Annotated in this window: 17 protein-coding genes; 8 read left to right on the top strand and 9 right to left on the bottom strand. The window is 45.6% G+C overall.

The features are described from left to right. Positions 1-7: 7 nt before the first annotated feature. The 5 genes from AB5627_RS08120 to AB5627_RS08100 all read left to right on the top strand — a co-directional run bounded on the left by AB5627_RS08120 (position 8) and on the right by AB5627_RS08100 (position 6,525). Complete coding sequence (locus AB5627_RS08120; RefSeq protein ID WP_265290651.1) at positions 8-2,539, top strand: AMP-binding protein; 2,532 nt, start codon at positions 8-10, stop codon at positions 2,537-2,539. A 299-nt stretch (positions 2,540-2,838) separates the two neighbouring features. Continuing rightward, positions 2,839-3,549, top strand: coding sequence for an amino acid ABC transporter permease (locus tag AB5627_RS08115; protein ID WP_022287742.1), 711 nt, complete (start codon positions 2,839-2,841; stop codon positions 3,547-3,549). 11 nt (positions 3,550-3,560) lie between these two features. Beyond that, positions 3,561-4,322 (top strand): amino acid ABC transporter ATP-binding protein, encoded by a 762-nt coding sequence (locus AB5627_RS08110; protein WP_046439464.1) that lies wholly within the window; start codon positions 3,561-3,563, stop codon positions 4,320-4,322. Positions 4,323-4,528: 206 nt separating this feature from the next. Further along, complete coding sequence (locus tag AB5627_RS08105; protein WP_041337374.1) at positions 4,529-5,407, top strand: NPXTG-anchored protein; 879 nt, start codon at positions 4,529-4,531, stop codon at positions 5,405-5,407. A 248-nt stretch (positions 5,408-5,655) separates the two neighbouring features. Continuing rightward, complete coding sequence (locus AB5627_RS08100; protein ID WP_041337376.1) at positions 5,656-6,525, top strand: hypothetical protein; 870 nt, start codon at positions 5,656-5,658, stop codon at positions 6,523-6,525. Positions 6,526-6,572: 47 nt separating this feature from the next. Here the strand turns inward: AB5627_RS08100 and AB5627_RS08095 are convergent, their stop codons facing one another. From AB5627_RS08095 to AB5627_RS08055, 9 genes are all read right to left on the bottom strand, one after another. Next, positions 6,573-7,067, bottom strand: coding sequence for a hypothetical protein (locus AB5627_RS08095; RefSeq protein WP_147337877.1), 495 nt, complete (start codon positions 7,065-7,067; stop codon positions 6,573-6,575). 60 nt (positions 7,068-7,127) lie between these two features. Further along, positions 7,128-8,651, bottom strand: coding sequence for an NAD(P)H-hydrate dehydratase (locus AB5627_RS08090; protein WP_368369784.1), 1,524 nt, complete (start codon positions 8,649-8,651; stop codon positions 7,128-7,130). Then, the gene (gene acpS / locus AB5627_RS08085) at positions 8,644-9,027 is read right to left on the bottom strand and encodes a holo-ACP synthase (protein WP_117956753.1); all 384 of its coding nucleotides are present in this window, start codon (positions 9,025-9,027) and stop codon (positions 8,644-8,646) included. Before acpS ends, AB5627_RS08090 begins: the two co-directional genes overlap by 8 nt. A 2-nt stretch (positions 9,028-9,029) precedes the next feature. Beyond that, positions 9,030-9,536 carry a DUF6106 family protein gene (locus AB5627_RS08080; RefSeq protein ID WP_117956752.1) on the bottom strand — a complete coding sequence of 169 codons (507 nt, stop codon included), beginning with the start codon at positions 9,534-9,536 and terminating at the stop codon, positions 9,030-9,032. 14 nt (positions 9,537-9,550) lie between these two features. Then, positions 9,551-10,177, bottom strand: coding sequence for an SH3 domain-containing protein (locus AB5627_RS08075; protein WP_117956750.1), 627 nt, complete (start codon positions 10,175-10,177; stop codon positions 9,551-9,553). A gap of 33 nt (positions 10,178-10,210) precedes the next feature. Next, positions 10,211-11,005 carry an amidohydrolase family protein gene (locus AB5627_RS08070; RefSeq protein ID WP_333635065.1) on the bottom strand — a complete coding sequence of 265 codons (795 nt, stop codon included), beginning with the start codon at positions 11,003-11,005 and terminating at the stop codon, positions 10,211-10,213. A gap of 104 nt (positions 11,006-11,109) precedes the next feature. Beyond that, complete coding sequence (locus AB5627_RS08065; RefSeq protein WP_022287732.1) at positions 11,110-11,451, bottom strand: arsenate reductase family protein; 342 nt, start codon at positions 11,449-11,451, stop codon at positions 11,110-11,112. Further along, positions 11,448-11,909 carry a D-aminoacyl-tRNA deacylase gene (gene dtd, locus AB5627_RS08060; RefSeq protein ID WP_022287731.1) on the bottom strand — a complete coding sequence of 154 codons (462 nt, stop codon included), beginning with the start codon at positions 11,907-11,909 and terminating at the stop codon, positions 11,448-11,450. The genes AB5627_RS08065 and dtd overlap by 4 nt, the downstream gene beginning before the upstream one ends. Further along, a complete protein-coding gene (locus tag AB5627_RS08055) occupies positions 11,909-12,751 on the bottom strand; it encodes an aldose 1-epimerase family protein (protein ID WP_022287730.1) in 843 nt (280 codons plus the stop codon). Before AB5627_RS08055 ends, dtd begins: the two co-directional genes overlap by 1 nt. A gap of 354 nt (positions 12,752-13,105) precedes the next feature. Here AB5627_RS08055 and AB5627_RS08050 point away from each other — a divergent pair, with 354 nt between their 5' ends. The 3 genes from AB5627_RS08050 (at position 13,106) to AB5627_RS08040 (ending at position 19,092) form a co-directional block, all read left to right on the top strand. Beyond that, the gene (locus AB5627_RS08050) at positions 13,106-14,632 is read left to right on the top strand and encodes an AAA family ATPase (RefSeq protein ID WP_046439440.1); all 1,527 of its coding nucleotides are present in this window, start codon (positions 13,106-13,108) and stop codon (positions 14,630-14,632) included. A 216-nt stretch (positions 14,633-14,848) separates the two neighbouring features. Then, positions 14,849-17,827, top strand: coding sequence for an acyl-CoA dehydratase activase-related protein (locus AB5627_RS08045; RefSeq protein ID WP_278642795.1), 2,979 nt, complete (start codon positions 14,849-14,851; stop codon positions 17,825-17,827). Next, positions 17,827-19,092, top strand: a complete 1,266-nt coding sequence (locus AB5627_RS08040) for a 2-hydroxyacyl-CoA dehydratase (protein ID WP_022287727.1) — start codon at positions 17,827-17,829, stop codon at positions 19,090-19,092. The genes AB5627_RS08045 and AB5627_RS08040 overlap by 1 nt, the downstream gene beginning before the upstream one ends. Positions 19,093-19,159 lie beyond the last annotated feature (67 nt).

The following is a 19,159-nucleotide window of genomic DNA, read 5'->3' as shown; positions in this document are numbered from 1 at the left end:
AACTGCCATGAACATTTATAATGAATTTAGAAAAACGGCAATAAACCGCTATAGCAAGACCGCTCTCGTGATGATGAATGACGAGGGTGAAACAAAGGAATATACATTCGGACAGACTTTACAGCAGGCTGATGTTTTTTGCAGCCGCCTTAAAGCCATGGGCGTTGTGGCAGGGGATAGGGTCTGCATAGCTTCCGAGGGCAGACCTGAGTGGAATATCGCATTTCTCGCCTGTGCAAAGCTAAATGCCACAGCCGTCCTTTTGGATTATTCGCTTCCTGCGGCAGAGCTTGTCGCACTGGTGAAAAAGTCACAGCCTGTGTGCGTTGTCGCTTCTCAAAAGGCGGCAAAGAAGCTTACAAGCGTGAAAAATATACCTGTTCTCGATATTCAAAACCAGCTTGACAGACTTGACGGTTCAGGGGAAAATATACTCCGCCAAGGTGAAGTAGGCGACCCTGATATCGCAGTGATAATCTTTTCAAGCGGCACGACAAGGACAGCCTCAGGCATCATGCACACCCACGATTCTCAGATAAATTCCTGCAAAATGGTCTGCCGGTGCAACGGCATAACCGATAACGAACGCTATCTCGGAATCCTGCCAAACAGCCATATCTACGGACTTTTTGCACAGGTCTTAGCCCCTCTCCTCACAGGCGGAACAGTGTGCTTTATTGAGTCTCTCTCCGCAAAGGGTCTTTCCGCAGGCTTTCAAAACTTCAAGCCGACAGTTTTCCCGGGCGTGCCAAAGGTCTATGAGCTTTTGAAAACCCAGATAATGCAGCAGATCAACGCAAGCAAAGTATCTTCAGCACTTTTCAAGAAAATGTTCCCCGTGGCACTTCATCAGCGTAAGATCTACGGCATAAACAGCGGCAAAAAAATCTTTGCAAAGATACACAAAGCCTTGGGCGGTGAGCTTAGATTTCTCTGCTCCGCAGGCTCGCCAATGTCAAAGGATACATTTGATTTCTTCTACGGCACAGGCTTTAATATTGTGAACAACTACGGTGCGACCGAAACGAGCATACCAACTATCGGCACATATGGCAAGCACGTCTATGCCGACACCTGCGGCAAGGCCTATCCTGATATAAAAGTTAAAATCGACCGCAGCGGTGAGCTTCTCATAAAGTCACCTTATATGATGATAGGCTACTATGGCGACAAAAAGTCCACAGATGAAGCTTTCAATCCTGACGGCTGGTTCAAGTCAGGCGACCTTGCAAAGTTCGATAAGCATAAAAATATCGTCATTCTCGGCAGATGTAAAGAAAATATCGTCCTATCCACAGGCAAAAAAGCCGCCCCTGACGATATCGAACAGGTCTATAGGGGCATTGAGAACGTTGACGAGCTTGTGGTCTGCGGAGTGCCTGCGAAAGAGGGAAGCTATGACGAGGTGCACGCCTTTGTGGTCTGTGCTGAGGATAAGCGTGAGCAGACGGAAGAAAAACTCAAAGAGATAAGCTCCTCCGCGGGTCAGGCAATGAAACTAAGCGGCATACATTTTGTGGATTCTATACCAAGGACAGCTATCGGCAAGCCAAAGCGTTATCTGCTGAAGAAAATGGTCATGGAGGATAACCTTGACAGCCTTACAAAGCAGGCGAAAAATAGTATCGACCCGTCGGATATCCCGTCAATGGTGAGAAACTCCGTGGCAAAAATAGCACACGTTCAGCCGAATGAAGTCAAGCTCAATACAAAATTTTTGCAGGAGTTCACCATAGACTCCCTCTCAGCTATCGAGCTTGCATTGGAGATAGAGGAGTTCAGTGGTGTGCGTGTTGACGGCTGTATGGATAAAGATATGACAGTGGGCAAGCTTATCGCCCTCGTTCAAAACCCAAACCGCATAAAGCCGCAAACAGTGAAATCAATGCTCTATCCTCTGGACAAGAAAAAGATAGACTATCGTATTTACCGCTTTTACAGAAATCTTGTGACAGCGTTCTATGAAGTCAAGGTCACCAACGAGGAAAATCTACCTGATAAGGACGGTTATATAATCTGTGCAAATCACGTTTCAAACTTTGATTTTATCTTCCTCACCCTGAATTTCAGATACGAGCGTTTTGCAAAATTCTGCTGTATGGCGAAAAAGGAGCTTTTCAACGGCAGTTTAGCCAGCCGACTTATAGTAAGAATAGGCGGTATGGTGCCTGTTGACAGGGGCGGCAGAGTAGACGAAACAATGGCGGCTCTGCGTAAAAAGCTTGGTCAGAAATGGGGTGTGCTAGTTCACCCGGAGGGTACAAGAAGCAAAACTGGTGAAATGGGCAAGTTCAAAAGCGGTGCAGCCGTCCTTGCTATCGAAGCCAATGTGCCTATAGTACCAGCCTACATCAAAGGCGGACACGAGATATTCCCGCCAGACAGAAAGCTCCCAAGGCTTTTCAACTGGAAGCGTCTTAGCAAATATAAAGTAAAAGTCGTTTATGGTGAGCCTATTTATCCTAATGGCGAAACCCCCGAAGAGCTTATGGCGAAAGTCCGTGAAGCGGTTTTGGCTTTGAAGAACGAAGAGAACTGAGCGGAACGCTCTAATGAGGAGTGAGGAATGACAAATGAGGAATGAGAAATTAGGAATGAGGAATTAGCATAGCTGTGGTTTGAGATACTCCAAGAGGTAAATTAATAAGAACGTTGGTGAGTTAATTGTGCGAACGCAGTTCGCAATGAAAAAAATCATCGCCGCAGGCGATACCTTCATTCCTCATTCCTCATTCCTCACTCTTTCCGTTTGACAAGTCGCAAAATATGTAGTATAATGTATTAATACGCTGATACGGTGACGTGTTATCGTAATATTTTGTTAAGGAATGAATATTTATGACTTTTGAGGAAGTAAAAAAGGTCACGGAGATCCTGCTGGAGTTCCTGCCTAATACACTGAAACTTTTTGCATGGACCATCGTGCTTTCAATACCTGTGGGAGTGCTTGTGACAATGCTGAAAAAATGCCGCTTCAAGCCTATCTCGTGGCTGACAAATCTCTATATACTTGTCATGCGTGGCACACCGCTCATGCTTCAGATAATCGCTATCTACTATGCAGTACCGCTTATTATCGCAAGTGCTGCAAAGCAGGGCAAAACAGGCGGTATCTATGACGTGCTTACCAATATAAAAAACAATGAGAACTATATGTTTATCGCCCTTGTTACGGCATTTGTCCTTAACTATGCGGCGTATTTCGCAGAGATATTCAGAGGCGGTATCGAGGCTATCCCAAAGGGACAGTACGAAGCGGCTTCAATGCTCGGCATGACGAAAATGCAGACATTTTTTAGAATAATCCTGCCGCAGGTCACAAAGCGTGTTATCCCTGCCACATCGAATGAGGTTATCGTCCTTGTAAAGGATACCTCTCTCGCAAACGTTATCGCATTCGCTGAGATAACAATGAAGGCAAAACAGCAGATGAACCTGTATAGCTCAATAACACCGCTTTTTATCGCAGGCGCATTCTATTTCGTACTCAACGCTATCGTGACGGTGGCGTTTGCCGTTATCGAAAAGAAATTCGACTATTATAAATAAGGAGAACTCATATGGCTATTCTTGAAGTGAAAAATATTTCTAAAAGCTTTGACAGCCTTAGGGTGCTCAAAGATATTTCTTTTAACGTTGAGGTGGGCGAGGTAGTCGCAATAATAGGTCCGTCAGGCAGCGGTAAATCAACGCTTCTGCGCTGTATAAACCAGCTTGAAAAAGCAGACGGCGGAGAGATAAACGTTGACGGCGTGAATATGTTCCACACGGAAAACGGCAAGGCAGTGTATGCACCCTCTAAGACCCTCAGGGATATCCGCCTGAAAATAGGTCTTGTGTTCCAGAATTTCAACCTTTTTCCGCACTTTTCTGTAAATCAGAATATAATGGAAGCACCTCTCCATGTCCTTAAACAGCCAAAAGCGGAAGCCAAAGCCAACTGTGAGGAGCTTTTGAAAAAAATGGGACTCGAAACTAAAGGCAAGTCTTATCCATGCGAGCTTTCAGGCGGTCAGCAGCAGCGTGTTTCTATCGCAAGAGCATTGGCTTTGAAGCCGCAGATACTTTTCTTTGACGAGCCGACCTCCGCACTTGACCCTGAGCTTACAGGGGAGATATTAAAGGTAATAAAAGAGCTTGCCAAAGAGAAAATGACTATGGTCATCGTTACCCATGAAATGGCATTTGCCCGTGATGTGGCAAACCATGTTATCTTTATGGACGACGGCTATATCGTGGAGGAGGGTACTCCGGAGGAAGTTTTCGGTCAGACCCAGAACGAAAGAACAAAGCAGTTCTTGCAGAGATTCAATGACAGATAGGACTGACAATTGTTGTAAAAAGCAAAAAATGATAACGTTTTCTGTGATTAATGCACAAAAGAAGTGTGACAATATTGTTAGAAATTTCAACACTTTTTGGAATAAAAAAAGTGAAAACCCCTTGATTTTAGGGAGAAAGTCTGCTATAATAAGACTAGAATTGAATGACAATTCATAAAACTATATTCATATGGAGGAGATTAACGATGAAAATTTCTAAGATTCTCGCTGGTATGTCAGCAGCAGCTATCGTAGCTTCTATGGCAATGATCCCAGCATCAGCAGCAGGCACAAAGCTCAACGTAAGCGATGACCTCGCTAAGATCGGCAGACAGACTCAGGATGACCTTTTTGCTGTATTCTTCAATGGCGATGAGTCAGAGGGTGCTGTAAACAAGGATGCTATCTCTGACCTTGGAGCTGTTTACGGTGCTTCATTCACAATCAAGGTTGACAACAACGATTGGAACACGATCGGCGGTGGCGGATCAATCAACTTCAACTCAAAGTCTGGTGGCTGGAACGCTAAGGACTGGGCTGGCGGCTCATGGGTTGAGGACGATAAGCCAAAGGATACTCTCTGCTACACAACAGAAGAGGAAGGCACATACGTTCTTGAATACCTCGGCGACGCTCCTGTTTTCGCAACAACAGACGGCGATGCTGATAATTACGCAGCAGTTGGTATCAACAACTGGGCAGCAGACCTTAAGGGTATCGACGTTGTAGGTATGAAGGTTCTTGGCGCTGACGGCAACGTTCTCTTCGAGGCTGGTTCTAACAAGGACAAGAAGGAAGTTCAGAAGAAGCCAGTAGCTGAGGAGTCAAGCTCTGGAGCTGATTCAACACCTTCAGGCACAGATTCTAAGAAGGACGATTCTAAGAAGGACGACAAGTCTTCTGCAGCAGCTACATCTTCAACAGCAGCTGGCACAACATCTTCAAAGGCTGGCACAACAACTACAACAGCTACATCTTCCGCAGCAGCTTCTGACAACACAGCAGCTACAGGCGCAACAGCTGGTCTTGCACTTGCTGGCGTAGCACTTGCTGGTGCAGCTATCGTTATTTCTAAGAGAAAGTAATCTCTCTCAGATAACACACTTGAATAAGTGAATTTATACAGAGCTTTCTGTCATTCGGGAAGCTCTGTTTTTTTTCGTTTGTGTAACCTGCACTAACTTGTAAACGATTTCTGTGCAAAACATATGAAATCATGTGCTTAAATTGTGCAAATAGTATATTGAAAATATGTGACAATTGTGTTATAATACAAAAGTAAATATAGGTCAGGCTATGTGTATAGCATGACGATTAAACGGAGGTTATTAAAATGAAAAAGTTTTTAGCTTGCGCTCTTGCACTTACACTTACAAGTGCTATGTTCGCTTCTTGCGGCAGCTCTGATGATTCTTCATCAAAGGCTGAGGCAAAAACTACTACAACAACAACTACAGCTGCTACAACAACAGAGGCTACTACAACAACAGCTGCTCCTGAGTCAACAGCTGATTCAACAGCCGCTTCCGGCACAGAGTCTGAGGGTGAGGCTGCAAAGGATATTTCCGAAATGCCAGCTACTCTGAAGAACTATGAGGAGGCTTCTGTATATTTCAAGAAGGATATGGACGTTGCTTCTATCGTTGAACCTTTCGCTGAGAAGGATTACGAGAACGATGAGTCTCATGTAAATCTCTCTATTGAGGAGCTTGCAGGTATTCCAATGCTCAAGGTCGAGACTCTCGATCAGGATAATGGCAACTACAAGATCCCTAAGATCAAGTTCCACATGGAGAAGTTCTTTGAGGGTCACGAGGCTGATCTTGAGAAGATCTTCACTATCAAGGCTGATGTAGTTACAAAGGCAGTTGGCGAGTTCACAGGTGACGACGGCACAAAATCACTCGTTCCTGGTAACTTCATGGGTGCATTCGTTACACAGCCTACAACAGGTGAAGGCGAAAACAGTTGGAACGACCTCTATGACTTCGGCGAGGCTGAGTGGACTTCTGAGTGGGGTTCCTATGAGCTTACAATGAGACCTGGTATCAAGGACGGTGCTACATTTGTAAACTCAACTGAACCACAGTATGTTTCACTTATGAGATGGGGCATTCCAAACCAGGCTGATTTCTACATTGCTGACCTCAGATTTGAGGACGAGGACGGTAACGTTATCGCTTGCGCAAACTTTGGTAAATAATTCATTTCCATACATAAGAAAGGTGCAGATTTTCTCTGCACCTTTTTTTATGTGAATTTTACGCTTACCTCCCCTGATATCTTCAAGCTTTTTACCTTTCCGCCTTTGATTTTAGCCGAAAAATCCTGCCCTTTTATCTGTCCCGTGGCGGTGATGTCTCCCTTGTCATTTTTGAGATACGTCACGCCTTTCTGCGAAATAAGCTTGTCAAGCACAGCGGCAGTCATTGTGACAGCGGAGCTTTCGGGTATGTTCCCTCGGTCAGTTTCGTAGGTCAAACCCTTGTATTCAATTCGTGCGCTTTCTCCTGAGCAGGTTATCACCATGCCGCTTACAGTTTCCGGCGCAGTTATCTCACACTCCCACATATCTGCGCCCTCACGGGTGAAGCTTGCGACGTATTCCGTGCCGTCAATGGTGAACTCAGCCGGGGTCTTGTAGTCCTCTGCCAGCTTTACGGGTTTGACTTCGGTGCTTTCACCGCATGAGCATAAGCCCATTACCGCCAAAATCGTGAGAAAAAATGCCTTTGTTCTTTTCATTTTGCCCTCCATAAAAAAAGACCCTCTTCATAAGAAGAAGGTCTTTGTTTTTAGTACAGCCTAGTCGGCGTTTTCAAGGTCATACAAAAATCGTGGCAAAGCGTCAATAACATCTCTTGCAATGATTCCACGCTCAGATCTTTTGTATCCTGCAAGTAGAGCCGTCGAGCCAAGTGTGAACGACCCAAGTGCCGCCGCATCAAGAGCATCGCACCCCTGAGCCACATAGGAGGAAACAATGCCTGCAAGCATATCCCCTGAGCCACCCTTTGCAAGCGCAGTTGTGCCTTCGGTGCAAAGATAAACTTTTCCACCGTCCACAGCAAAGGTGTCAGCCGACTTCGCAAGCACTGTCACACCATATTTTTCTGACAGCCTATATGCAAACCCAAGTCTGTCCGACATGACCTCGCCCACCGTCACGCCACAAAGCCTTGCAAGCTCCGCAGGGTGAGGGGTAAGGATAACTGTACTTTTCTTCTTCAACAGTACATCTATATTCGGACAAAGTGAATTTATTCCGTCAGCGTCCAAAACTATGGGTATCTCCGCATTTTCTATAAGCTCCGCCACAAGCTTCTCAGTCTGAGCCGTGTGACCAAGCCCACAGCCTATCAGCAAACAGCTTGCCTTTTCGCACTTTTTCAGTATATTCTCCGCATTTTCAGCCACCATAAAGCCGTCCTTGTCGGTTTTCATTGCCGAGTATGTACATTCATACATACTCGCCGACAGGGAGTTGACTACGCTTTTTGCAGTGCAAAGCTCAAAAAGCCCCACGCCTGTCCGCATTGCCGCCATTGCTGAAAGCCCTGCCGCACCTATATAGCTCTCCGAGCCTGCCACGCTCACCACCTTGCCGAAAGTGCCCTTGTGTCCGTCAGCAGGTCTAAAAGGCAGTGCAGCCCTTGCCTTTGTTACGTCAAAAGGCGTTATGACAGGGTATAGGGTATTCTCGCAACGCTCGTCAATGCCGATATCTTTTACAAGAATTTCACCACAAAAGTCCACCGCAGGCTGTAAATAAAGACCCAGCTTGCCACGATGAAAGGTCACTGTCACGTCAGCCTTGAACGACAGCTTGTCAGCCTGACCATTCCGTGCATTGACTCCCGACGGCAGGTCGCAGGCTATCTTCATGCCTTCACATTTTTCACAAGCTCTGAACACTGGCAGGATATTTTCACGCAGGCTTCCGTGAAAACCCGTTCCGAAAATGCAGTCCACAAGCACGTCTGCACCCTCGATAAAATCCAGCGCATTTTCAGCTTTCAGCACCTCTACGCTCTTATCGAGCCTAGCATACGCTGCCGAGGAGAGGTCAGTGTCAGGCTCACCACAGCATAGGACCACCGCAGGCTTGAGGCCTTGTTCCGCAAGCAAATTTGCCGCCACAAGTCCGTCACCGCCATTGTTTCCCTTGCCAATAAGAAGCACTATCTTTGAGGACGAAGACGAGTTGCTTGCAATGACCTCCGAAAGCTGTGCTGCCGCATTGTCCATGAGCTGAGCAAGGCTCACGCCATATTTTTCAGCCTCATGCTCGCAAAATGTCATTTGCTCCACTGTTAATATCCTATCCATTTTTATCCTCCTTTTCATAAGCTATCACCACTGCCGAAGCGATATCCTTGATGTGGGAAAGTGACACCGCAAAGGTCAGCCCCCTATTTTCAGCCGCCAAAAGCGCATTCCCTGTAAGCTCCAGATAAGGACAGCCAAGCTCGTCACGCAAGCATGACACCTCGTTCAAGGCGAAGCCCTCGACCCCTGTGCCTAAAGCCTTTGCGAAGCTTTCCTTAGCCGCCCAATTCCCCGCCATGGATTCGTATGGGTTTTTCTTCTGCGAAAAAAGGGTCAGCTCCTTTTCGGAGTAAACCCTTTCACAGAAACGTCGGCTCTGACAGCTTTTTTTTATGCGTTCGATCTCAATAAGATCAGTTCCGACAAATATTTTCATTTTTATTTCCTCAGTGTTCTCGGAAGCGCAGGCTTCATAAGTGCCAGCATATCATCATCTGGTGTGAAGACAACAGTTGTAAGCCCGAGATTTTTGTGGTTGAATGTTATGTAGTAGTCTGTAAGGCTATCGTCACAAGCGCAGGCAAGGACCTGTGTTGCGCCCTCAGGTACAGAGAAATTCTCGTCAGCAATGCCGAAATCTGTCGCACTGCCGCAACGGAATGTTATAAGGCGCTTTCTTGAACGCTGAGCCGTTATCTTGTCAACGTCTATTTCTCCGTTTGTGAAAATGTATTCATACTCCACATCGAGTTTTGTTGTAAGATAATAACCGCCATAAAGTGCGGCGGCGGCAAGAAAAATGCCTATTACAGAAAACTGCGTGCCGAAAGGGAAGATAAAGCACAGTGCGGCAAGTGCCACGCTTGCTATCATGATGAAAATTTTCTGTATCTTATCGTTCTTTGTGGGAATCTTGCGAACTATCTGTTCCTTGAAGCTGTCCATTATTTGTCCTCCGTTTATTCAGTGCCGCTGAGAAGCTCTTTCATTACCCAGCCGCTTTTATCGTTGTATTTTACATATACCCATATGTCTCCGTCACCATCTGTTCTCTCGCCGTAGCCGTTTATGGTCTTGCCGTCAGGTATCTTTTCTATCACGTCATATTTCTTTGACGGACCGTATCTTAGATTAAGATAAGAGGTATCTGACTTTACAAGAAATGGGATAGAATCAGGGTATTTCACATCATCACCCAAAGGGAAAAGTGCGTCCTTTTTGAACTTTGTGGTGGTGGTCTTTTTAGTCGCCTTTGTTTCAGCGGCAGTGGTGGTTGTAGTGGTGGTCGTCCTCTTTGTTGCCGTTGCAATTATGTCAGGGTCGTAGCCCTCGTCAATGCTTACGTCAGGGTTTTCGAGTGTGCCTGCCGTCACAGAAGTGGTGGTGGTGTAGCCCTCGTAATCCTCATCGTCCTCATCATAATCGTCGCCCATTGTGGCGGTCTTTGTGGTCTCTATAACTCTCTGGGCGGCAGTACCCGTGGTGGTCTCCATTTCGGAGGAGCTTTCTGGAAGCATTGCCCCACATGACGCAAGCCCGAAAACCGCAGAACAAGCCAGCACAGCCGCAAGCAGTTTTGATCTCATTTTTTATATCCTCTTTTCAGAATTTACACAATTTTATTTTAAGCCAAGAAGTCTTTCTGCGTTGCCGCCGAGAATTTTATCTTTGTTATCCTCGGAAATGTTCAAGCGCAGTATCTTTTCTTTTATAAGGTAGGAACTGTCCCAAGGGCAGTCGCTTGCAAAAAGTATCCTGTCAGCCCCATGCTTTTCAACGATAGCCTGCATAAGCTCGTCAGGACACATACTTGTGAAAGCGGTGTCAAAATAAACTTCACCGTCAACTCCTGCCAAAACGTCACGCACCTGCTCCCACATCATGTTTGCACCAAGATGTGCAAGAATGACCTTGAGTTTAGGGTGCTTTTTTATCATGTTCAGCGCCCTCTCAGGTGTGGAGTGGATAAGGTCAGGGGAAACGCAGTCATAGCCCGAATGGAATATAACAGGCAGGTCGGCTCTTTCAATGGCGTCATATATCTTGTCCATGCGCTCATCATCTATCATAAAGCCCTGATAATCAGGGTGAAGCTTTATGCCGTGAAGTCCAAGCTCCTTTATGTGGGCTATCTCCTGCTCATAGTCCTCAGCGTCAGGGTGTATTCCACCGAAGCTTATAAATCTTCCGCCGTCCTGTTGGGCACACCAATCGTTTATAACTCTCTGCTGAGTAGGTTTTGTTGCCACTGATAACAGCATGCCCTTGTCAATGCCCCATTCGTCAAAACGCTGTATGGTTTCCTCTGCAGTGCCTCTTGTGAAAGGAGTTATTCCACTGCAAGCCTGAAGCTTTTCAACAGCCTTTTCCGCTACCTTTGGATTAAAGGCATGAACGTGAAAATCAATTACCATTTAAAACATCTCTTTCTGAAAATACTTTTCCATATGGTATTATACCACACTTTCAAGCTTCTTTCAACGAATATCGGCAATTTTCACAGTATTTTCATCTAGGGCTATTCCCAGCTTTTCCACACCTCGGGGCAGAAGCCTACTGTAGCTTTCTTGCCGTTTCTTACGATAGGTGCGGCAAAAAGCTCGGGATAGTCAAGAAGCTTTTCTATCTTTTCCTCGGTGCTTCCAAGATATTTTATGAGCATTGCCTGCTCTCCCTTTGCCTTTGGGTCGATAAGCTTGTCAATATCGCCAACAGCCGCAAGCACTGAGTTAAGCTCGCCCTTGCTAAGCCCCTTTGTAGGCAGGTCAACAGATTGGAACTTTATTCCACGCTCTTTGAAATAACGCTCGGCCTTTTTTGTGTCAAAGGATTTTGACTTGCCGAATATCTGTATGTTCATGGAATTATCTCTCCGTTTCTGCATTCAAGAATGATAGTAAAAGGACCGTCATTGAGCAGTGAAACTTTCATGTCTGCACCGAAAACGCCCTTTTCTACCTTGCCTGAAATTTTCTCACCGCAGACCTTGCAGAAGTATTTATAAAGTCTGTTGGCTTCATCAGGTTTGCCTGCATAGATAAATGACGGGCGGTTGCCGTGGTGACAATCTGCATAAAGGGTGAACTGTGAAACGCAAAGAATATCTCCGCCAACATCGTTTATAGAAAGATTTGTCTTGTCGTTCTCGTCAGCGAAAATGCGAAGCTTTGATATCTTGTCTGCAAGCTTGTCGCAGTCAGCCTCAGTGTCCTCCTGACCTACTCCGAAAAGTATCAGAAAGCCCTTTCCTATCTCGCCTGTGACCTTGCCCTCGACCTCAACTTTTGCACTTGTGACCCTCTGTATTACCGCTCTCATCAGCCCACCTCCACGGTGTAGCTGTAGGTGTAAACAGCTTCAGGTGCAAGCTTGATAGCGTGAGGCTTGTTTTCAATATCCTCAAAAGCGTCGTCCTCGTAAACAGGCACGCTAGTCCAAGGCTCAAGGCAGATAAACTGAGCGTCAGGGTTGCCTGTGGAAGTCCATACTGCAATGCAGTCAGAGTGTGGGAATGACAGCTTTACGAAACCGCCGTCAGACTTTTTCAGGGTGACAGCCTTTGAAGCAGGGTGGTCTTTCATGATAACGTCATAGTCGAAAAGCTCTCTTGTGAGAGTGATAGTCTTTTCACCGTCAAGGATAGTCCTCTCGCCGTTTGGGATAGGCTGAACGATATGCTCGTTTTTCTCGTACTCAACTGTGCATTTGCCACCTTGGATATCGCAGATAAAAGCAGGGTGACCGCCGAGATAGAAGTACATAGCCTTTTCATCAGTGTTTTTTACTGTGTTTGTGACGGTGACTTTTGAACCTTTTATGGAGTAGGTGACTTCAAGCTCAAAGTGATATGGGTATTGAGCAAGGGTAACGTCATTGTCTTTGAGGATAAAGCTCAGGGAATTTTTTGTGCTGCCTGAGAAAGCAAATTCGCTGTCACGAGCGAAACCATGGTTTGCAGCCATGTGATATTCCTGACCGCCAGCCTTGTAGGTGCGGTCTTTAGGGGAGCATATGAACGGGAAGAGGATAGGAGCGTAGCGTTTCCAAGCGTCACCGCATTGCCAGAGATATTCTTTGCCGTCCAGTTTGATAGAGTGAAGCTCAGCACCGAAAGTGTCGGCTGAGATAGAGAGTTTATCATTTTTTATTTCATAAAGCATAGATCAGACCTCCGAGGGATAAATTTTATACCTTATTATTATAGCACATTGTTTGGGAGATGTCAAAACCAAGTGAGCAGTGAGGTTATGAGGTCTGCTGGGGTATGGGCGAAAACGTTTGAAAAAACTTAAAAGTCTGTTGAAAATTCTGTTTTGATATCAATATTTTAACAGTTAAATTTTATGACTTTGATACAGAATAACTAAAATATTTTCAATTGTTTGTGTAAGCTGACAAAACTTGTGATGACTATTGACTTTAATTTGGAGATAGTCTATAATAAAATGGTAAGATTATTTAATTGTGCAGTGCTTTTTGTTCACAGCTTCAGACTGCACTGAGGAGAAATGATTATGAATATTAAAGAAGCAAAACAACAGATACTTAATGCAATACAAGCCTATCTCATTAAAGACGAATTTGGCGATTACCGAATTAGCATAGAACATCAGAGACCTGTGTTCCTGCTTGGCGCACCTGGTATCGGTAAGACCGCTATTATGGAGCAGATAGCTCAGGAAACTGGCGTAAACCTTGTTACCTACTCGATGTCCCACCACACAAGAGAGTCTGCCCTCGGTCTGCCTGTTATTGTACATAGAAACTACACCGGTGCTGACGTGCAGATATCCGAGTACACGATGAGTGAGATCGTGGCTACTCTTTATGACACTATCGAAGCCACTGGCATCAAAGAGGGTATTCTCTTCCTCGATGAGATCAACTGCGTTTCCGAGTCCCTTGCTCCTGCAATGCTCCAGTTCTTGCAGTATAAGGTTTTCGGACTTCATCAGGTTCCGGCAGGTTGGGTAGTTGTTACAGCAGGTAACCCGCCTGAGTTCAACAAGTCTGTTTCTGAGTTCGATATCGTTACTCTCGACCGTGTTAAGAGGGTCGAGTGTCAGCCTGATTTCGACGTTTGGAAAGAATATGCTTACTATGCAGGCGTTCACCCAGCTATCATATCATATCTTGAGCTTCACCCTGACCATTATTATATGGTAGACGCAAGCGATAAGAACAACTACCGCTTTGTTACTGCCCGTGGCTGGGAGGACCTTTCTGAAATGATGCAGCTTTATGAGGAGAGCGGTATCCTTGTTGACCACGCTCTGGCTGCTCAGTATGTACAGAACCCAGAGTTCTCAAAGGGCTTTGCGGAATATTATGACAGATTCAACTACTATCGTGAGAAATATGACGTTGACGCTATCCTCGAGGGCGGTATAACTGCACAGAACATTGCTGACGCAAGAGCGGCAGGCACTGAGGAAGCTGTGGCTCTTATGAATCTGCTTATGGACGGCATCACATACACAATGAGAAGCTGTATCCAAATGGAGAAGATGATAAGACTTATCCACCCAAGAATGGAAGATATCCTTGTGAAGATAAACAATGGTCTTTCGTGCCGTCAGATAATCAGTGAACACATCATGGACTGCAACAAGAACCTTGACAAGGCGGTAAGAGCAAGAAACATCTCGCCGTCTAACAAGAAGATCCAGCACTGGATACTCCACAATCTGGAAGCTTATCTTGATAAGTGTACCAACGAGGGAAGAGATAACAAAAACCGCTGTACTGTTATTTTGCAGAACTCCTTCAACAATCTGCTCCATGGCGCAAACAACGTTACACAGCAGTCTATGAATGGTCTGAAATATGCTTTTGACTTCCTTGAGAATGCTTATGGCGCTGACAGCAATGTTATGAAGAAGTTTATCGAGGAGCTGAAAATAAATTGCCACACCACAAACTTCATCAAGAAGTACGGCTCAGAGCAGTTCTACAGACTTGCAGGTGAGCCTGTTCAGCAGCCTACCTACAACAATCTCTATGACCTTAATCTTACTGATTGTCTTTTAGAGCAGGAATAAGCATAGATACAAAATGAATATCACACGGGCGAACACTGTTCTCCTCTGCAATGTTTTACTACAGAGTGGGGGTGACGGACGTTCGCCCGTTTTGGTTTTTGAATGGCTTTTGAGCTGAACGCATACATATTTGTTAATATAAAAAGCTTGTAATTTGCGAAAAAGTGTGATATAATAACTAAGAGTGTACAAACGAGAATCAGTGAGGTTTTTACTATGGGCAAGATTTATGATTTAGGCATAGACGTAGGTTCGACCACGGTCAAGACGGTAATTCTTGACGAGGGCGAGTTTATTTATAACAAATATGAAAGACACTTTTCAAAGGTAAGGGAAACGGTGGCTGAGCAGCTGCGTGCTATCAGAGAGCTTTATCCTGAGGACAAATTCAGGATAGCCATAACAGGCTCGGCAGGTCTTGGCATCGCTGAGGCAAGCGGTATTTCTTTCGTGCAGGAGGTCTTTTCTGCTTTTATCGCTGTAAACAAGAAGTATCCAAAGGCTGACGTTGTGGTTGAGCTTGGCGGTGAGGACGCTAAGATAATCTTCCTCACAGGGGGCGTTGAACAGCGTATGAACGGCTCTTGCGCAGGTGGCACTGGTGCTTTTATCGACCAGATGGCAGGACTTTTGGGCGTTACCCCTGACGAGATGAACGACCTTGCTCTTAAGGCTGAAAAGACTTATCCTATCGCTTCAAGATGTGGTGTTTTCGCAAAGTCTGATATTCAGCCGCTTCTTAATCAGGGCGCAAGAAAAGAGGACATATCTGCGTCTATCTTTCAGGCTGTTGTTGACCAGACAGTTTCGGGTCTGGCGCAGGGCAGAAAGATCGGCGGTCAGGTGCTTTTCCTTGGCGGCCCGCTTACATATCTCAGTGCACTGAGAAAGGCATTCAGAACTACTTTAAACCTTGACGAGGAACACGCTATTCTTCCTGAAAATTCTTCCTGCTATATGGCTTTCGGTGCGGCACTTCATGCTGACACGCTGGCGGAGGAAATGACTATAGACGAAGCTCTTGACAAGATAGTGAACGCAAAGGCTACTGACAATATCGTGGTAGGCAAGCCACTGTTTGCAAGCCGTGAGGAATATAATGCTTTCGTGGAAAGACACAAGAAGTCTGACCTTAAATATGAAGACATCAGAACTTACAAGGGCGACGCTTATCTTGGCATAGACGCAGGCTCGACAACCACAAAGCTTGTGCTTATCACACCTGACGGAAAGCTTCTTTATCAGCACTACTGCTCAAACAAGGGTCAGCCGCTGGATATAATCGCTTCAAAGCTTGAGGAGATCTACAGCCTTGCTACCCCTGAGCTTAACATAAAAGCTTCTGCGGTAACAGGCTACGGTGAGGATCTTATAAAGGCAGGTCTGGGCGTTGACTATGGTATAGTTGAAACTGTTGCGCACTATAAGGCGGCGGCTTATTTCTGCCCTGACGTTGATTTTATCATCGACATCGGCGGACAGGATATCAAGTGCTTCAAGATAAAGAACAACGCTATCGACAGCATTATGCTCAACGAGGCTTGTTCATCAGGCTGTGGCTCGTTCATTCAGACTTTTGCAGGTGCAATGGGATATGATATCGCAGAGTTTGCAAGGCTCGGTCTGTTTGCAAAAGCACCTGTGGAGCTTGGCTCAAGATGTACAGTGTTCATGAACTCATCTGTAAAGCAGGCGCAAAAGGACGGAGCTTCCGTTGAGGATATCTCTGCAGGACTTTCTTCGTCTATCATCAAGAACGCAGTTTACAAGGTAATAAGAGCCAAGTCTATTGACGAGCTTGGCAAGAATATAGTCGTTCAGGGCGGAACGTTCCTTAACGACGCTGTGCTCAGGTCATTTGAAATGGAGCTTGGCAGAAACGTTATAAGACCTGCCATTGCGGGACTTATGGGTGCGTTCGGCTGTGCGCTTTTCGCAAAAGAAAAATCTCAGGGCAGGGACGGCAAGTCAGGCGTTCTTACAAAGGCTCAGCTTGAAGAATTTGCTTACAATTCAAGAGCCGTTCAGTGCGGTGGCTGTGGTGCGCACTGTAACCTTACTATAATAAGATTTAATGACGGCAGAAGATTTACTTCCGGAAACCGCTGTGAAAAGGGTGCAGGCATAAAGATAACCGACAGAACGGAAAACATGATAGAGTATAAGTATAACAAGATACTCTCTTATGCTGACAACAAGCCTGCAAAGCCTATTGCAAAGGTAGGTCTGCCACTTGCGCTGTCTTATTATGACCTTATGCCGTTTTTCTCAACACTGCTCACAAGCCTTGGCTTTGAGGTGGTGCTGTCTGAGGAGTCAACGAGAGATACATATTACAAGGGTCAGCAAACTATTCCGTCTGATACGGTATGTTATCCTGCAAAGCTTTGCCACGGCCATATAGAGAGCCTCCTTGACAAGGGTGTGGACTTTATTTTCTATCCTTGCATGAGCTACAATGCTGACGAGGGTCAGTCGGACAATCACTATAACTGTCCTGTTGTTGCTTATTATCCTGAGCTTCTAAAGGCTAACAATGATAAGCTGAATGATGATAATTTCATCATGCCTTATCTTGACATAAACATCAAAAAGCACGTTGCAAAGGCAATGGCAAGAGCGCTTTCAAAGTATAACATCACTGCAAAGCAGGTGCTTGGAGTGCTTAACAAGGCTTATTCTGAGCAGGTGAGATACCATAGGGATATCGAGGCTAAGGCGCAGGAGATAATCGCTGAGGCAAGGGCAAAGGGTCAGAAAATAATCGTTCTGGCAGGCAGACCTTACCACATCGACCCTGAGATAAACCACGGCATACACAAGCTTATCGCTTCTCTTGGTTTTGCTGTTATTACTGAGGACAGCGTGGCGATGAAAGTGGATACACCCGCACTTGACGTACTCAATCAGTGGACTTATCATTCAAGGCTTTACAGAGCGGCAGAGTATGTTTGCGAGAATGATGATATGCAGCTCGTTCAGTTGGTATCCTTCGGCTGTGGCATCGACGCTGTTACAACTGATGAGGTGAGAGCTATACTTGAAGAAAAGGGCAAGCTTTACACTCAGCTTAAAATAGACGAGATAACGAATCTCGGTGCGGCTAAGATAAGACTCAGGTCTTTGGCGGCGGCACTGGAGGAAAAAGAAGCCAGCGCAAATGCTGAGAAGAAAATGGACAAGGAGGCAATGTAATGGCTGAAAAAGAGATAAAACACGCAGGCTCGGACAGAGTAAAAAGGTCTTATTTTGACAAGTCAAGACGTGAGGAATACACTATACTTATACCTGATATGCTTCCTATACACTTCAAGCTTATCATGGCGATATACAAAAAATACGGCTATAACATGGAGCTTTTGCAAAACTGCTCACGAAACGTTATAGACGAGGGACTTAAAAACACACATAATGACGCTTGCTATCCTGCACTTCTTGTTATCGGACAGTTTATGGACGCTCTCAAAAGCGGCAAGTATGACCTTGAACACACGGCTCTGCTTATGTCACAGACGGGCGGCGGCTGTCGTGCTTCAAACTATATCCACCTTATAAGAAAGGCGCTGTCAACGCAGTTCCCTGAAGTGCCTGTTCTGTCGCTGAATTTCAGCGGACTTGAAAAGGACGCTTCCATAGATATCACCCCTGCCATAGCAATGAAGCTTATTTATGCGGTGCTTTACGGTGATATGCTCATGCTTTTGTACAATCAGTGCAAGCCTTACGAGATAGAGAAAAATTCTACGGACGAGCTTTTGGCAAGGTGGCAGCACAGGCTTGGAAAGCTGTTTGCTACCCCGAGCAGATATATGCACACAAAGAGCATTTACAATGCTATGCTCAAAGACTTTGCGGCGCTTCCTAGGACAAAGGAGAAGAAGCCTAAGGTAGGTATCGTGGGAGAGATATACGTTAAGTATTCACCCCTTGCGAACAATCACCTTAACGATTTCCTGCTGTCTGAGGGCTGTGAGCCTAACGTGCCGGGACTGTTGGACTTCGTGCTTTACTGTGCGTCGGACGCTATCAATGACGAGAAGCTTTATGACAAGAAAACCAGCCGCACTCTTATGTACGGCATTGGTTATGACGTGCTTTACAAGTTCCAGAAGCAACAGATAAAGGTCATCAACGAACAGGGCATTTTCCAGCCGCCTCATGATTTTGAACACCTTAGAAAGTGTGCTGATAAGTATATTAGTCAGGGCGTAAAAATGGGCGAGGGCTGGCTCATCACTGCTGAAATGGCGGCTCTTGCAGAAACAGGCACAAAAAACATAATCTGCACTCAGCCATTCGGCTGTCTGCCTAACCATATTGTTGCAAAAGGTATGTCAAGGACTATCAAGCAGGCTTATCCGGACGCAAATATAGTCGCTATCGACTATGACCCGGGTGCGACAAAGGTCAATCAGGAGAACCGTATCAAGCTTATGCTTGCTAATGCGGTCATGGATTAATAGAGAACAGAAAGATAAAACCCCCTTGGAGCGTGGCTCTGAGGGGGGTATTTTGTCAAGTCGTATG

The sequence above is a fragment of the Ruminococcus sp. RTP21198st1_G1_RTP21198_201120 genome (assembly GCF_040924265.1).
In the GTDB taxonomy this organism is placed as follows: Bacteria; Bacillota; Clostridia; order Oscillospirales; family Ruminococcaceae; genus Hominimerdicola; species Hominimerdicola aceti.
The sequence above is the reverse complement of the archived record's forward strand: the minus strand, read 5'-3'. Positions and strand labels throughout refer to the sequence as shown.

Excerpts from the sequence above, each read along its gene's own strand:
- AB5627_RS08065 (WP_022287732.1), bottom strand. The coding sequence starts at position 11,451 with ATGAACATACAGATATTCGGCAAGTCAAAATCCTTTGACACAAAAAAG.
- AB5627_RS08075 (WP_117956750.1), bottom strand. The coding sequence starts at position 10,177 with ATGAGATCAAAACTGCTTGCGGCTGTGCTGGCTTGTTCTGCGGTTTTC.
- AB5627_RS08100 (WP_041337376.1), top strand. The coding sequence starts at position 5,656 with ATGAAAAAGTTTTTAGCTTGCGCTCTTGCACTTACACTTACAAGTGCT.
- AB5627_RS08050 (WP_046439440.1), top strand. The coding sequence starts at position 13,106 with ATGAATATTAAAGAAGCAAAACAACAGATACTTAATGCAATACAAGCC.
- AB5627_RS08040 (WP_022287727.1), top strand. The coding sequence starts at position 17,827 with ATGGCTGAAAAAGAGATAAAACACGCAGGCTCGGACAGAGTAAAAAGG.
- AB5627_RS08055 (WP_022287730.1), bottom strand. The coding sequence starts at position 12,751 with ATGCTTTATGAAATAAAAAATGATAAACTCTCTATCTCAGCCGACACT.
- AB5627_RS08095 (WP_147337877.1), bottom strand. The coding sequence starts at position 7,067 with ATGAAAAGAACAAAGGCATTTTTTCTCACGATTTTGGCGGTAATGGGC.
- AB5627_RS08110 (WP_046439464.1), top strand. The coding sequence starts at position 3,561 with ATGGCTATTCTTGAAGTGAAAAATATTTCTAAAAGCTTTGACAGCCTT.
- AB5627_RS08105 (WP_041337374.1), top strand. The coding sequence starts at position 4,529 with ATGAAAATTTCTAAGATTCTCGCTGGTATGTCAGCAGCAGCTATCGTA.
- AB5627_RS08120 (WP_265290651.1), top strand. The coding sequence starts at position 8 with ATGAACATTTATAATGAATTTAGAAAAACGGCAATAAACCGCTATAGC.
- dtd (WP_022287731.1), bottom strand. The coding sequence starts at position 11,909 with ATGAGAGCGGTAATACAGAGGGTCACAAGTGCAAAAGTTGAGGTCGAG.
- AB5627_RS08090 (WP_368369784.1), bottom strand. The coding sequence starts at position 8,651 with ATGGATAGGATATTAACAGTGGAGCAAATGACATTTTGCGAGCATGAG.
- AB5627_RS08045 (WP_278642795.1), top strand. The coding sequence starts at position 14,849 with ATGGGCAAGATTTATGATTTAGGCATAGACGTAGGTTCGACCACGGTC.
- AB5627_RS08115 (WP_022287742.1), top strand. The coding sequence starts at position 2,839 with ATGACTTTTGAGGAAGTAAAAAAGGTCACGGAGATCCTGCTGGAGTTC.
- acpS (WP_117956753.1), bottom strand. The coding sequence starts at position 9,027 with ATGAAAATATTTGTCGGAACTGATCTTATTGAGATCGAACGCATAAAA.
- AB5627_RS08070 (WP_333635065.1), bottom strand. The coding sequence starts at position 11,005 with ATGGTAATTGATTTTCACGTTCATGCCTTTAATCCAAAGGTAGCGGAA.
- AB5627_RS08080 (WP_117956752.1), bottom strand. The coding sequence starts at position 9,536 with ATGGACAGCTTCAAGGAACAGATAGTTCGCAAGATTCCCACAAAGAAC.